Origin of the sequence: Motilimonas sp. E26 (assembly GCF_021278025.1) — a bacterium.
Lineage (GTDB): Bacteria > Pseudomonadota > Gammaproteobacteria > Enterobacterales > CBDFNC01 > Motilimonas.
The window spans coordinates 256,481-271,441 of record NZ_JAIBHJ010000001.1; the positions used below are offsets into that span (position 1 = coordinate 256,481).

Genomic DNA, 14,961 nt, shown 5'->3' on the forward strand with positions numbered 1-14,961 from the left:
AAGCATCATGGCTTTGTAGTGGGTAAATGTAAAAAAGGCCTGTCTTGTAACAGGCCGTTCAATATAATATTGGTTCCAGTATTTAGCTTAAATCAGCTCTGGAATACTGCTTTCTAAGTTGGATTCCGTTTCCGTTTTGCCATAACCAAAACCACGTAAGCCAACCACATGTACGTGCTCATTGTTACCGTGGGTTTTACGAATAAGCTTATAGGTGGTGCCATTTTCGGGGCTGATATTCTCCGGCGCGGCGATAATCAACTGCATGTTTTGACGCTCACAGAGCTCAAATAAGGTAGAGATAGAGCGAGCATCCAAGCGCGCAGCTTCATCTAAGAACAATAAGCGACAAGGTAGCACATCACGGGCGCGGAAACGGCGTGACTCTTCTTCCCACGAATGCAGCACCATCAACAAGATGGCTTGGCCAGTACCTATCGCTTCACCCGTTGATAATGCACCACTTTCTGCGCGAAGCCAGCCTTCAGTGCCGCGGCAAACTTCAATTTGCATTTCAAGGTAGTTGCGGTAATCCAATAAAGCTTCACCTAATACCTGATGGCTGCGCTCACCTTGATCTATGTGCGGATTTAAGCGTTGGAACAGTTTCGCCATCGCTTCCGAGAAGCTCAATTCATTGTTACCAAACAAATCTTGGTGCTGCGCGCCCTGCTCGGCTAACGCGTTAAGTAGCGTTGAGTAGGCCTCTCGTAACGATACATTTAAACGTACGCCCGCTACCTGACCAAATGCCACACTTTGCAACCCTTGGTTTAGGGCGCGAATGCGGTTTTGCTCACGGCGAATGGTGTTGTTGATCTTACTGGCCACTTCATGAGCCGAAATCGACAAGTGAGATTCACGTTGCTTGAGCTCATCGGTTAAGCGCGCTAGCTCAATTTCCATTTCTTCAATCGCTTCAACGGGGTCGTCACTGCGAATAATGTCATGACGAATACGCTGTTTCAGGTGCTGATAGACCGACACATAAAACATTACCTTACGCTCAGGCTGGCGACTATCTTCTGAGTAACGCAGTGCGTCGCGTAGCTCTTCATCATGAGCCACCGACATTCTCAACGTCCCTAATGCCTTATCCGACATGGATTTCAGTTCATCGCTATCTAGGTATTTCAGCTCAGCGCGATCAAGACGGCGTGCCACGTCATTTTGCTGCGCTAAGGTTTTAACTAGGCTCCAGCCGGATTTTTGCTTAACTAAGGCGGCGCGAGCTTGGTGATAACCTTTCTTCACCGACTTTTCGCTAGCGGTTAAGGTCGACACTTCTTTTTCAGTAACTTTTAAATGCGCGCCGCTGCTGTTGCGTTTATTGCGAGTTTCAATTAAGTCTTGTTGTACTTGCTCTTTATTGGCTTTTGCTTTGGCTTCACTGTCGTGACTCAGCACCACGCCTAAGGCCGCTAATTCGCTATGATTTTCTTGCAAGGTTTGTTGTTTAGCTTTCAGGCTTGCAGACAACGCCACCTGCGTTTGTTGCTCTTGATTTAAACGCTCGCGACATTGTTTTTCTTGCGCTTGGGCTTGCTGGCGCGTTTTCTCTGCCAACACGAGTTTGGCTTTTAGCTCATCGTTAATTTGACTGGTTTGATCCAATAATGCTTGCGCATCGTGATACGAGAAATGAGCCAAACGGGCATGTAATTGCTCTAAGTGATAACACTGGCGTTTTTTCGCCGCTAACTGTGCATCCACTTGTTCCAGTGTGGCTTTTAGCACTTCAATGTCTTGTGGATCGTATTGCAGGTAGTCCACATGAGCGGCTAAGCCAGCCAACGCACTCTTATGCTGAGTTAAAAATTGCACGGCCTGACGCAGTTGCTCGGCCATCTCTTGCGCATTTTCCAATCGAGCCGTTACGGTATCATCACCAATCAAATAAGCCAGTGGCTGGATTTTATCCAACAGTTGCAGCTGAGCTTTAATGTTCTTGAGGGTTTGCAGTAATTGTGTTTGTTGCTGCTGCGCACTTTGGTTTTGCTGCTCTAACGCGCGAATTTCTTGCTTATTCGCTTCTAATTGCGCTTGCGGATCTGCTTCAAATACGACGGCCAGATGCGTTGCGATAAAGTCATTAAATTGATTGTATAAACGCAGTTTCTTTTGCTGCTCAAACGACACGCTGCCAAATTCTTCAATCAAGCTATCACGGGCTTTTTCAAGCTCTGCAATCCGCGCTTCACGCGCTGCGCGGCCAAACAGTGGCGTTTTTGGATGAGGTGAATAACGAAGCTGCCTAGCACCTTCACGTACCAATACCGCTTCACCTAAATCAGTGGCGTTAAATAACTCTTCATCAAACGCATCGGGATCGCCTTGGATCAGGTATAAGTCTTCTGGGCAGTTTGCGACATTTTTCAGCTTTTCAATTGCCGCTTCTAAATCACGTACCACCACACCATAACGCGCGGGGCCGTATAGCGCAGAGTAATAAGGCGCATCTTCCAGCGGGATATCATCATAAACATCACTGAGTAATACGCCGCCCAAATCAAGGGCAATACTGCCTAAGGTTTCGTCTGTTTCCCCGCCAGCATTTTGCAAACGACGAATTTGCTGTTCAAGCTCGCTCTTTTGCTGTTGTAACTGCTCTTTACGCTGTTTCAGTGTTTGTTCTTGCTGCAAAGTATGCTGCATCACAGCGCTGACGCTGCCGGCATCTTCAAGGCTTTGCTCTGAAGATTGCTCCAGTTTTTGTTTTTCCGCCTGAGCCACCAGCCATTTTGGCGCAAACTGCGTTAGGCGCTGATTACTTGCCGTTAACGAGGCTAATTTTTCTTTGTTGGTGGACAGCATATCGGCTAATTCAGCTTGCTGTGCTTGCTGGGTTTCTTGCTCTAACAACCAATGGGCTTGTTGCTCGGCCACTTGCTGTTCTTGCTCAAGGTTTACCGATGTTTGACTGGCATAATCGGCTACCCATTGCGTAACTTGATCTTGCTGTTTTCGCTGGCGCAAGGCATCTTGTAAGCTGCGCTCAATTTCAGTTTTACGATTAGTCACGCCGACATATTCTTGCTGGCGTTGCAGCTGCAATTTGGCTTGGGTGAAGGCTTGTTTACGATCGACACTTGGCTCTATTTGCGTTAAATAGCCCAAGGCTTGTTCAAATTTTTCCAGCGCCGCATTAGCCATTTCTAGGCGGTGCTTAGCCTCTAAGACTTGATGAGTTAACTCTTCTTCTTGCCCTTTAAACAAAGCCAGTTTGTCTGCTGCTAATTCCGGCACTAAATCAGGCGTATCGCAGCTTAATTTCGCTTGCTCTAGCGCCGCCACCGCTTGCTTGTATTGAATGGCACGGGTTTGCTGAATATCCAGCGCTTGTTGATAGTCACTTAATTGGGTTTTCAGTGAGTCAACCTCTGCTTCCGCCGCTTGTTTACTGGCTTCAGTTTCAATAAACAGAATATTGGCTTGTTCGAGTTTTTCCTGTTGTTCTTCAAGCTGCGCTAGGGTGATATCGATTTCAGCTTGGTATTGGCTAATTTTGCTTTGTAGCGCCACCGCTTGGATGACTTTTTGTAACATGTCGCTGGCATGCTCTAGTTCTTTTTCTAACATGCTTTCGCGGTTAGTCAGGTTTTCCAGCTCGTGTTGCAAATAAATAATGCGGCCTTGCTCTTCTTTGAGCAAACGCTGCGTGTCTTGTAATTTGGCGCGATGGCTGAGCGCTTCATCAGAGAATGCTTGGCGCTGACTGCCTAAACGAACATATTCCGCCGCCACGTAATGGGTGGTTTCGGTGATCAGGTTCTTAAATAAATCGCGATCACTTTGAGTTTGTTTAATGCGCTCTAAGGTGTGACGGTTTTCTTTGATCGCCGCTTCCATGTCTTGGAAGGCTTTGCGAATGCCGCTGTTTTCAGGCAATAAATAATCGCGTAACGAACGGGTAATGGTGCTGGAAATACCGCCGTATAATGAGGCTTCAATTAAACGATAAAACTTACTGCGATCTTTTTGGTCACGCATTTTTTTCGGAATAACGCCCATATCAAACAAAAAGTTATGATATTCGTTAATCGAATTATATTTAGTAACACGAGCACCGCCAATCTCAGCAGCGGCGGCGCGCAGCTCGCTAAATTGCCTCACCCGAGCTTGGCCAGTGGCTAAGGTTTCGAGTAATAATTCGGTCGGTTTAATCTCTTCAGGTAAGTCCATTAACGCAAACGGCGTAATGTTCACTTTTTTATCACGCCCTGCGATTTGTTCTAAATGCACGCCGAGCCAAATCACTTGGTCGTGAGAGTTACGCACCTGTAGCATGCTGTAACAAGGGCCTGATTTTAACTTACCGTATAAGCCTTTATCCCGTGAGGCATTAGAGCTGCCTGCTTCGGTGGTGTTACGAAAATGCAGTAAGGTTTGGTCTGGGATCATCGCCGTAATAAACGCCGCCATGGTGGTGGATTTACCTGCGCCGTTACCGCCTGATAACGTCGTCACCAGCTGATCTAACTCAAAGGTTCTGGCAAAAAAGCCGTTCCAATTAACCATGGTTAATGATAAAAACTTGCCGCGATTTGCCATGATTATACCTCTAACCCTAATTGTTCTTCGTTATCACTGTCTGCATCATCGGATTGTTGCAGTTTTTCATCCGTTGGCATGTCGTCGTCATGCACTATCGCTTCTCCTTCACGAATTAAGCGCATTTGCACTTCACGTGGGTCTTCGTCGGTGCGCACATCGGCGCCAAAACGAAAGATTGCTTCGTTTAGGGTGAATTTATCCACTCCGCCAATTAACGTAACCATGCCTAAACGGCGAAAACGGCGCAGACAACCTTTTACTTTCTCTTTTAACTTTTGCTTATCTAAATCTGAGCCGCCACTGCGCTGGTTCACCATGCGTAATAACTGCGTTTCATCTGCGAGGTTAGCTAGCTCTTCTAATAATTCCGTTAAGGTAAATACCCCTTCATTGGCTAAACGCTCTGGGCTTAAATACAAATAGCACAGCACTTTGCCAACTAACATATCAAGCTCAGACAATACGCTGCGACCTAACAAGGCGTTAGATTTGGGCCTTAAATAGAAAAACCCTTCAGGGGCTTTAATTAATTCCACTTGATAACGGCGATAGAAGAACTCTAACGCTTCATAAGCATCGGCTAGGTATGAATGGGCCTGAAAATCATCACTACAGATATGCCGGCCACTGCGCAACTGCGCATCAATTTGCGGAAATAAAGGATTGGCCACCGCGCGGGCCAGATCCTGGGAAATATATTGTTCTGTGCTGTCGTTTAGATCGGTTATTTGCATCTGTCACTAACTCCTGCCTTTACTGGCAAAAAGCAAAAAATAAAAAAGTTGTTAAGTAAAAACTCAATGCTATTGGCCATCAGTGTCATAGGTATCAATATGATGCGCCTGAATTTTAGCCCCAGTGGTATTAATCGGACGCCATGGCGCCTGTGCCCCGGTAAATTTCACTTCCGCACTCGATAAGCCCAGTTTACAGGCCTCATCAATCACTAAACGGGCAATATCAAAATGCTGCACACTGGGGTAATCGGCCAAGAAATCCCGTAACACCATGGCTAATTCAAGGGGCTGTTGATTGTCTTTAAACTGCGCCAAGTAGGCTTCTACTCGCCCAGCCACTTCATTTTGAATATCAACCAACTCTTGGTATTCCATTTCTTGTGGAACTTCACCGGTGATGGTTTCATCGCGGAAACTCAAGGTTTCATCGCGCAGCTCAAGAATACGGTCTTCTTCGGCTATCACTAAATGCCAGTTATGTTGACTGAAATTTTGTACCGACTCGCGTAAACGTTGACTAAAGGCGCGGTTTTTGTCCATGTCGATGGCGGTGCGAATAAACTTATGCACATGGCGATCGTAGCGGGTCCATAAATCGATAGACTGTTGACCCCAAGCAATGATGCCATCTAAGCGGGCTTGTAAGTTAAACACTAACACTTCAATGTGTTCGTAGTCTTCATTGCCGTGCACGGTTTCTTGAATATTAAGCAAACCCGACTGCAGCTTATCGCCCGCTGAGGTGAGTGTATCTTGCAATTCACGTAAATGACTGCTGGTTTCGGCTAATAGCTGCTCACAGGCGCTAATAGCTTGGCTCCAGTTTTGGTGCAGTAACTGGGCAATGTTATCTTTCGCTGCTTGTTGTTGGCTGTCCATGGCGCGCTGGGTTAAATCGATGCGCTCAAAAATATCTTCCACTGAGTATTTCAGTACACTGTAAACCGACTCATCCCAATATTGTTCATCACCGCCCTGCTTAGCCGCGTCATATACTTTGGTAATTTCAGCCGCAACTTGGGTGAGTAGAATAGACAATTTGACATTGGAATAAGTTTTTTGCTGGGCATAAAAGTTAACAATGCCCAGCGCTAAGGGCGTTAATCGATACAGGCTTGCGGTGTCCATGGTATCTGCGCCAAAGCGATTAAATAATTGTTGGCGACAAAATTCATTCACCGCGTTGTTAGCACGCTCGGTCTGAGTTTCATCCACTTGGCCAAAAATGTCGCTCACCAAACGAAACGCATCATGAAGCTGTGCTTCCGTTAATTCAGCCCCTAACTCTTGCTCTGCTACCACAGATACGGCAATCAAAAAGGCTAGTCGGTCAGAAGACAGATTTAAGCAAAACGCCTCTTGCTTTACCCAACCAACGAGCTCAGGTAAGTTCTTTTGTGCTGCTAGCGTGTATTTTTTGGTCATCGTGTTCCCAAATTTACCAAACGAGTTCAATCTATACCGCGCGACTCAAGTAAACTTGGGGAACGCAGTAATATCTGTATAATTGCTAAGAATCAAAAAGATAAAGTCGAAAGCCTGCTATAAATAAGGCCTTTGTTACCTTTTAACCGCGAAATAAAGCTATATTAAGCAGATTAAATAAGGCCGCTATTTTGGCACAAGCCGGCGCTGCATAAAACTGGTAATATTTGCGCAATTTCGCAAACGGAGATATTGCTGTGTTTTTACTCAAAAAGTGGTTAGGCGGATTGCTTAAACCCCTGCCATTTTCACTTATTCTGCTTACCTTTGGTTTATTACTGTTGATAATGACCAGCAAACAACGCTTTGGTAAATTTGTCCTCTGCTTGGGTTTGATAACGTTATTAGCATTTTCATCTGAGCCTGTCAGTGGCTATCTTATTGCCAGCCTAGAACGCCAATATCCAGCCTTTAACATTGAGCAAAAAGTTGACACCATTTTAGTGTTAGGCCACGGTGGCCTTGCCGATCCTGATTTAGCCATTACTGGCCAGCTGTCTGGCACTGCCATCTCGCGCTTTGCCGAAGCGTTTCGCATTTGGCAGGCTAACCCACAAGCAACCATTGTTGTCTCCGGCTCGAATTTTGGCGATAGCAAAACCCATGCTGAGTTAATGGCAACCTTAGCACTCAGTTTTGGCGTACCCGAGGCGCAGATTAAGCGTTTAGACTACACTCGCGACACTCCCGATGAAGCCAAAGAAATGGCGCGATTAATCAAAGATAAACAAGCGGCACTGGTCACGTCAGCAAGCCACATGCCCCGCGCCATGAAACTGTTTGCCCAGCAAAACTCACAGCCTATTGCCGCACCCGCCTATTACAAGCAGCGCAACTCAACATTACCCGAGCCAAGCAATAGGATGATCCCAAGTGCCTACTATTTAGAGCGCTCCGAGATGGCTGTGCATGAGTATTTAGGCATTTGGTGGTCAGAATTACGACAAAACATCAAATAAAGAGTGATTTGGGTCACATTTATTGTATTTATGAAAATTAATTACACATTTATTTGTTCAAATCACTACTTATAAGCCAACGGCCTTTTTATAATCGGCGGCAGATTTGGAAAATAATTTACTATTCATTTGATAATCATTGGAGAAATGGACATGAGAACACCTCTAGTTATGGGTAACTGGAAACTAAACGGCACTAAAGAATCAGTTGCTGAGTTACTAAACGGTCTAGCTGGCCCTGCTGCTAAAGCAACAGGCGTAGAAGTAGCAGTATGTCCTCCTGCCATTTTCTTAGGCCAAACTGAAGCGCTTACTAAAGACGGCGCAATTGAATTTGGCGCACAAAACTGTGACCTAAACGTAGCGGGCGCATTCACTGGTGAAACATCAGCGGTAATGGTTAAATCATTCGGCGCGAAATACAGCCTTGTTGGCCACAGTGAGCGTCGTACGCTACACGCTGAAACTGACGAAGTAGTTGCTGCTAAATTCAAAGTGATCCAAGACAACGGCCTAGTACCTGTACTTTGTATTGGTGAAACCCTTGAAGAGCGTGAAGCTGATAAAACTAACTCAGTAGTTGAAACGCAACTAGCAGCAGTTATCGCAGCGCACGGCGTGGCTGCACTTGAAAACTCGGTAATCGCGTACGAGCCAGTATGGGCTATCGGTACAGGTAAAGTAGCTTCTAAAGAGCAAGCTCAAGAAGTTCACGCGCACATCCGTCAATGGCTAACAGCGCAAGATGCTAACGTAGCGGCTAAAGTACAAATTCTTTACGGCGGCTCTGTTGGCCCAGCGACTGCAGCTGAGCTATTTGCACAACCAGACATCGATGGTGGCCTAGTAGGCGGCGCTTCTTTAAAAGTGGCTGATTTCACCGCTATCATCGAAGCTGCTCAAGCTTAATATTAGATTTTAAATCTGATTAAAAAGCGCCTAGCGAGTTAACTCGTTAGGCGCTTTTTTGTAGGGGCTGAGCTTGCTCAGCGAACATCACAAGTTCTCTGAGCAAGCTCAAGTCCTACAAAAAAGCCAATCAACTTGCTCAACATACAAGGAGAAATATACTCGTTTGCTTATCCAGAGCTCAGGTTAAGTAGCTTTTCTACCGCATCATTCACCAACTGCTCTCGCCTATTCCAGTCATTGCCATCAATCACGACAAATCGCAAGCCTAAACATTCTAGTTGCGTTTTTAAAAACTCAAACATATCAACGCGAAATGATTCGCCATAACGAGTACCATCGTCAATCCAAGGTACATCAGGCGATAATAATAAGTATAAATCAGCGAAATCCTGTAACGGGTAGTCCTGACTATCCACCTCTCCCATTAACAATCGCTGCCAAGCCATGGTTTGGATCAGATCGGTGTCTTCTATCAGATAAGGCCCAGCGTGCTTAGCAAGCGCATTACGCATTGCAATGTGAGTGCGTGTTAAGCTACGAAAATCTTGCCGCGTCCAGTTCTGTCCTTGCTTGAGGGAAGCATCATAAATACGACCATATTCCGTCATCAGATTGCTCAATTGACCACTAGGATCAAGCCGTTGTGCCAACCGCGCTGACAAAGTCGACTTGCCCGTGCTCTCAGGCCCTAAAAACGTAACACGACGCTGAAAATGAGCCCGTACGGCGGTGGGTATATAACGCCAATGTTCATGGGGGGCATTTCTGATCATAGTAGCTGAAATGTTAACGCTACTGCGGCCAAGTGGCACCGCAACAGCGCCAATTTCGTAAGCAAGTTGTACCACGTAATCTTCCCCACCAAAAACATAGTCAAAAGGGCCAAATGGGCTAAGCGCATCACGCCATTTTGGCCAAAAGTCGGGGTCGTCCTCCGGCTGTTGAGGTAATGAATCATCAAAAAGTTCACGCACCTGAATGTTCTCGCTAACACTGCTTCTCACCCAGTGGCTACGTAAACGGCCATCAATTGGCTCTTGGCTAACTGCGCATACTAATACGGTGAGCTCATCCACAAGTTGAGCTGCGGTGTCAATCACCCACAGATGACCATGATGAATAGGCATGAACTTGCCAAGATATAAGCCTCTAGTCACGTGATGCTCTCTGCCATTGTAATAAACCTAAGATAGCAAGTATCAAAAACACGCCATACAGCGCAGCTGTGGGTAGTAAACCTTTCACTATAAACAGTCCAATGGCTAACACGTCAACGGCAATCCACAGATACCATGATTGCAAATGTCGGCGCATCAATAATATTTGCGCAGTGACACTCAACGCCGCAATTGCACCATCCCAAAATGGATGTGTTGCATCAGTATATTGTTGCATCACCACGGCTAAAATAAGCCACAATGCACTTGTAGCCAACAATCCCTGACTAAAATGACGATAATTTAGATAGGCCACTTGAACCTTGCCATCAGGGGCTTTATGTTTCAGCCAATAAAACACGCCATAACATTGCGTGATAAAGAAAAATACTTGTAATAATGAATCACTATAAAGTTGATAATCAAAGAAAATTTTGGCGTAAAGCACCACCATAATGAAACCAAACAGGTAGTTCCACAGCGACCGTTTAATGATCAAATAAACATTAAGAAACCCACAAGTCACGGCAATATACTCAATGGCGCTACTGCCTATCATTTGTTGTATAAAATCCACTTATCAACTCCATTTGTGATGGCTATCTAGCCACATATCAATTTATATAAACGCGGCTAAGGTTATGTATTTTATCACTGAAATCACTTTTTCTAGGCAATAAAAATAGCTAAGGGGATTTTATATAATTTAAAATGAAAAAGAAGGGAAAGAAGGGAACGGTTGATACCGGCAGATTTCTTAAACGAAAAAACAAATTAGCGATCAACCGCGCCTAAGTAAGACGCGATTTTATTGGAAAAGTTAAGAATAATAAGCTTCAACAGTGCCTTTTAGGGTGATCAAAAGCGGTTGACCACGGCGATCTAGCGCCTTCGGCGAAGGAATTTTAACCCAACCTTCACTGATGCAATATTCTTCAACATCAAAACGCTCTTTGCCGTTAAGTCGAATGCCAATATCGTGCTCAAAAATCTCTTCTACATAATTTGGACTACGTGGGTTACAAGATAGGCGATCAGGTAAATCTGGTTTCGATAGCGTGTCGTTCATGTTCATGACCTAAAAATATAAAGTGCGTTATTGTAGACAATGTCAGCGTGGCGCTCAAGCAGATGTCATCGTCAAATAACTGCTACGGTTAACTTAAACTTCAGCCTTAAATTATTTAACCCTTGAGGTTTCAAAAATTCCTTGATAAGTTCAAGGAATGAAAACATTTAATTCACCTACCATTTCCTTTTTCTGGTGGCGCTCTTTTTAGAGCGGCGCGGAATTTTCACATTCTTAAGCTGCTGGTAGGTAGCTAAGAATGTCAGATCTTTTTTATCTCCAGTAGCATTTTTTCACTTGGAGATATTCATGAACATAGCAACTAAACCTGAGATTATTTTAACCGGCGATAGAGCAACTGGGCCGCTGCATTTAGGCCATTATGTTGGCTCTCTTCAACAGAGAGTATTACTGCAGTCGCAACACCAACAAACAATACTGGTGGCCGACATGCAAGGCCTAACTGATAACGCGCATAATCCCGCGAAGGTATCATCCAATATCCTTAATGTGGTTGCTGACTACTTAGCGGTTGGCATCGACCCAGACCAAACCACCATTTGTCTACAATCCCAATTACCTGCCCTTGCCGAGCTAACCATGTACTACAGTAATTTGGTGTCTATTGCTCGCCTAGAGAGAAACCCCACTGTCAAAACAGAAATTCAAAGTAAAGGCTTTGACCGTTCAATCCCCGCCGGTTTTTTAACTTACCCAATTTCTCAAGCGGCTGATATCACTGCATTTAACGCAACTCTGATACCAGTCGGCGACGATCAACTTCCGATGATCGAACAAACTAACGAAATAGTAAGAAAAATTAATCACCTAGCAAACAAAAAAGTCCTGACAGAATGTCGACCACTGCTCAGTAACGCGCCGAGATTACCCAGCACAGATGGTAAAAATAAAATGTCTAAAACCATGGGCAATACTATTAACCTTGGCGCGTCTGAACAAGAAATCAGTGCCGCGGTAAAAGCCATGTATACAGATCCAAATCACCTAAGGGTACAAGACCCAGGTCAAGTTGAAGGCAATGTCGTGTTTACTTACTTGGATGCTTTCCATCAGGATAAAAACACTGTTGAACAGCTTAAAAGCCAATATCGCCATGGTGGATTGGGTGATGGCACAACAAAAAAGATATTAGAAGAATGCCTACAAGAGCTGCTTCGTCCAATACGCCATAAGCGGGCAGAATATTTAAACGATAAGGCGCAATTATTGGCCATTTTAAAACGTGGCAGTCAAACCTCAAAAGAGCAGACCGAGCAAACACTGCTTGATGTTAAGGCGGTATTTGGACTAAATATTTTTTGAACTAAGGGCCGCCATCCAACCTTAGGCTGTTGCACCACAAACTACTGGTGGTGCAACTCTATCTAGCCACTTTACTTAGTGGCATAGTGAAAGACGCGAAAAGGCGCTAACACACTAGAAATGACCAACAAAGATCAACAGGCCGTAGGAAGCTGTTAATTATCAGTACAGGATCGCCACGCTAGAATAACCTTGCAATCGCCATACTGCTTAGCTGTAGCTTAGCCCAGGGCTAGCAACTGCTGCTGCAAACTTGCTACTTCGTCGCGCATTGCCGCCGCTTGTTCAAATTCCAAGTTTTTGGCATGTTCAAACATCTTGCTTTCACATTCAGCGATTTGTTTTAGCAAGGTTTGCGGGTCAACTATCTTATACTCACCCTTCTTCTCTGCGACTTTATTGAGTTTACTATTCCCTGTGCCCATCGCCATAATATCCAAAATGGCTTTATTCACCCCTTTTGGTGTAATGCCATTATCAAGGTTGAATTGATGCTGAACTTTGCGGCGACGCTCAGTTTCATCAATGGCCTTACGCATTGATTTAGTCATACTGTCTGCGTATAAAATGGCTTTACCTTTAACGTTTCGAGCCGCGCGACCAATGGTTTGGATTAACGAACGTTCCGAGCGTAAAAAACCCTCTTTATCAGCATCTAGGATCGCCACTAACGATACCTCAGGCATATCTAAACCTTCACGCAGTAAGTTAATGCCGACAATCACATCAAACACCCCCAAACGTAAATCACGAATAATCTCCACCCGCTCAACGGTGTCGATATCAGAGTGTAAATAACGCACTTTTACGCCATGGTCGGCTAAGTATTCGGATAAATCTTCCGCCATCTTTTTAGTCAAAGTGGTGGCGAGCACGCGCTCTTTTTGCGCAACCCGTACACGAATTTCCGACAATAGATCATCCACTTGAGTCGCCACTGGCCGGACTTCAATTTCAGGATCAAGTAAACCGGTTGGGCGAATTATCTGCTCGGCAAACTCGCCATTGGTTTGCGCTAACTCATAATTGCCCGGAGTCGCTGACACATATAAGGTTTGCGGCGCGATGCGTTCAAACTCATCAAACTTTAATGGTCGGTTATCCAGCGCAGAGGGTAAACGAAAGCCATATTCAACAAGGGTTTCTTTACGAGATCGGTCACCTTTATACATCGCGCCAATTTGCGGCACCGTGACATGACTTTCATCAATGATCATCAAGCCATCGGCAGGTAAATAATCAATCAATGTCGGCGGCGCATCACCTGGCGAGCGGCCAGATAAATAACGGGAGTAGTTTTCTATACCAGAGCAGTAACCCAACTCTTGCATCATCTCAATATCGTATTGCACCCGCTGGGTAATACGCTGCTCTTCAATTAACTTGTTATTGTCGAGTAACTGCTTTTTACGCTCACCCAGCTCAACTTTAATATTCTCAATCGCATCTAATATAGTTTGCCGTGGCGTCACATAGTGAGTTTTAGGATAAACCGTGATCCGAGGTACATCTGTTAAACTCTGGCCCGTTAGCGGATCGAACAAGCTTAGGCGCTCAACCTCGCCATCAAACAACTCAATACGCACCGCATGTTTATCCGATTCAGCCGGAAAAACATCTATCACTTCGCCACGCACGCGAAAGGTACCACGACTAAACGCCATATCATTGCGGGTATATTGAATTTCCGCCAAGCGACGTAAAATATCACGCTGATCAATTATATCACCCGTGGTTAAGTGCAACATCATCGACAAGTAGGATTGCGGATCACCAAGGCCATAGATGGCGGAGACAGACGCCACGATGATGACATCACGGCGCTCCATTAGCGCCTTAGTCGCCGAGAGCCGCATCTGTTCAATGTGATCATTGACTGATGCATCTTTATCAATAAAAGTATCAGTGCTGGGAACATACGCTTCAGGTTGGTAATAATCGTAATAAGAAACAAAATACTCGACAGCATTGTTCGGAAAAAACTCTTTCATTTCACCATAAAGCTGCGCTGCCAAGGTCTTGTTTGGCGCCATAACTATAGTTGGCCGGTCTAACGTTTTGATCAAATTCGCCACCGTGAACGTTTTACCCGAGCCCGTGACCCCAAGTAGCACTTGATGCGCTAAACCGTCATTAAAACCTTCAACTAAAGTGCTGATGGCCTCTGGTTGATCACCACTGGGTTTAAATGCAGATTCGAGTTGAAATGATTTTTTCACTGATAGGCTCCTTTGGATAAGTATGCACCGTAGCTCAACTGACTATATTTTACCAACCGAAAAATCGCGCTATTTTAACTGATAAAACTAGCGTTATCAGGCTTTGCTCTGCCTAGGCGCAGTAAAATTACGATAAGAGCGAGCCTGAATAGCAATATTTAGCTTTAGCAGCCCCTTAAACCTTAAATCTCGTCAAACTCACCGCGAAATCTAACGTCATTAGTAATGAGCCACTAACCTGCTCCATAAGGCTATTTTTTAAAAACCGAAAAATGGCGAATTAGCAATAAAAACACCGATAAAAAAATTAATTTTAAGGTTGACTATCGCTAATTTTTCTTAACGAAAAAAGAAATAACCCACAGATGAAGAATTGTACAACCAAGAAATTAAATTTTTCATCGCCACCTTAAACATGACACTATTGACATAATTAAGTCATTGTTATTAAAGAAAAAGAGGGTGAGCAATATAAAATATAGTAATACGCTCGAACCCTGATGGCACAAGGCTCAGGAGCACTTAACAGACCTTAACCCACACACT

At 44.8% G+C, this 14,961-nt stretch carries 10 protein-coding genes; 3 read left to right on the top strand and 7 right to left on the bottom strand.

Annotated elements, in window-relative coordinates; all coding sequences use genetic code 11:
* Positions 1–87 precede the first annotated feature (87 nt).
* The 3 genes from mukB to mukF all read right to left on the bottom strand — a co-directional run bounded on the left by mukB (position 88) and on the right by mukF (position 6,716).
* A complete protein-coding gene (gene mukB / locus K1M91_RS01040; RefSeq protein WP_232799700.1) occupies positions 88–4,551 on the bottom strand; it encodes a chromosome partition protein MukB in 4,464 nt (1,487 codons plus the stop codon).
* Positions 4,552–4,553: 2 nt separating this feature from the next.
* Positions 4,554–5,288 carry a chromosome partition protein MukE gene (gene mukE / locus K1M91_RS01045; RefSeq protein ID WP_232799701.1) on the bottom strand — a complete coding sequence of 245 codons (735 nt, stop codon included), beginning with the start codon at positions 5,286–5,288 and terminating at the stop codon, positions 4,554–4,556.
* A gap of 69 nt (positions 5,289–5,357) precedes the next feature.
* Positions 5,358–6,716: a chromosome partition protein MukF gene (mukF, locus tag K1M91_RS01050; protein ID WP_232799702.1), complete on the bottom strand. Its 1,359-nt coding sequence runs from the start codon at positions 6,714–6,716 to the stop codon at positions 5,358–5,360.
* Positions 6,717–6,973: 257 nt separating this feature from the next.
* Here mukF and elyC point away from each other — a divergent pair, with 257 nt between their 5' ends.
* The gene (elyC, locus tag K1M91_RS01055) at positions 6,974–7,735 is read left to right on the top strand and encodes an envelope biogenesis factor ElyC (RefSeq protein WP_232799703.1); all 762 of its coding nucleotides are present in this window, start codon (positions 6,974–6,976) and stop codon (positions 7,733–7,735) included.
* Between the two features lie 153 nt (positions 7,736–7,888).
* Positions 7,889–8,644 carry a triose-phosphate isomerase gene (tpiA, locus tag K1M91_RS01060; protein WP_232799704.1) on the top strand — a complete coding sequence of 252 codons (756 nt, stop codon included), beginning with the start codon at positions 7,889–7,891 and terminating at the stop codon, positions 8,642–8,644.
* 170 nt (positions 8,645–8,814) lie between these two features.
* Here tpiA and K1M91_RS21495 read toward each other — a convergent pair whose 3' ends face one another.
* From K1M91_RS21495 to K1M91_RS01075, 3 genes are all read right to left on the bottom strand, one after another.
* Positions 8,815–9,804, bottom strand: coding sequence for an AAA family ATPase (locus K1M91_RS21495; protein WP_232799705.1), 990 nt, complete (start codon positions 9,802–9,804; stop codon positions 8,815–8,817).
* Complete coding sequence (pnuC, locus tag K1M91_RS01070; protein WP_232799706.1) at positions 9,797–10,381, bottom strand: nicotinamide riboside transporter PnuC; 585 nt, start codon at positions 10,379–10,381, stop codon at positions 9,797–9,799. The genes K1M91_RS21495 and pnuC overlap by 8 nt, the downstream gene beginning before the upstream one ends.
* A 243-nt stretch (positions 10,382–10,624) precedes the next feature.
* Entirely contained in the window at positions 10,625–10,873 is a 249-nt protein-coding gene (locus K1M91_RS01075) for a DUF3297 family protein (RefSeq protein WP_232799707.1), read from the bottom strand.
* A 309-nt stretch (positions 10,874–11,182) separates the two neighbouring features.
* Between K1M91_RS01075 and trpS the strand changes: the two genes are divergently transcribed.
* Positions 11,183–12,196: a tryptophan--tRNA ligase gene (gene trpS, locus K1M91_RS01080; protein ID WP_232799708.1), complete on the top strand. Its 1,014-nt coding sequence runs from the start codon at positions 11,183–11,185 to the stop codon at positions 12,194–12,196.
* Between the two features lie 221 nt (positions 12,197–12,417).
* Here trpS and uvrB read toward each other — a convergent pair whose 3' ends face one another.
* The gene (gene uvrB / locus K1M91_RS01085; RefSeq protein WP_232799709.1) at positions 12,418–14,415 is read right to left on the bottom strand and encodes an excinuclease ABC subunit UvrB; all 1,998 of its coding nucleotides are present in this window, start codon (positions 14,413–14,415) and stop codon (positions 12,418–12,420) included.
* Positions 14,416–14,961 lie beyond the last annotated feature (546 nt).

What these genes read in the sequence shown, in the direction of transcription:
- mukB (WP_232799700.1), bottom strand. Translation starts at nt 4,551, where the DNA reads ATGGCAAATCGCGGCAAGTTTTTATCATTAACCATGGTTAATTGGAAC.
- tpiA (WP_232799704.1), top strand. Translation starts at nt 7,889, where the DNA reads ATGAGAACACCTCTAGTTATGGGTAACTGGAAACTAAACGGCACTAAA.
- mukF (WP_232799702.1), bottom strand. Translation starts at nt 6,716, where the DNA reads ATGACCAAAAAATACACGCTAGCAGCACAAAAGAACTTACCTGAGCTC.
- trpS (WP_232799708.1), top strand. Translation starts at nt 11,183, where the DNA reads ATGAACATAGCAACTAAACCTGAGATTATTTTAACCGGCGATAGAGCA.
- mukE (WP_232799701.1), bottom strand. Translation starts at nt 5,288, where the DNA reads ATGCAAATAACCGATCTAAACGACAGCACAGAACAATATATTTCCCAG.
- K1M91_RS01075 (WP_232799707.1), bottom strand. Translation starts at nt 10,873, where the DNA reads ATGAACGACACGCTATCGAAACCAGATTTACCTGATCGCCTATCTTGT.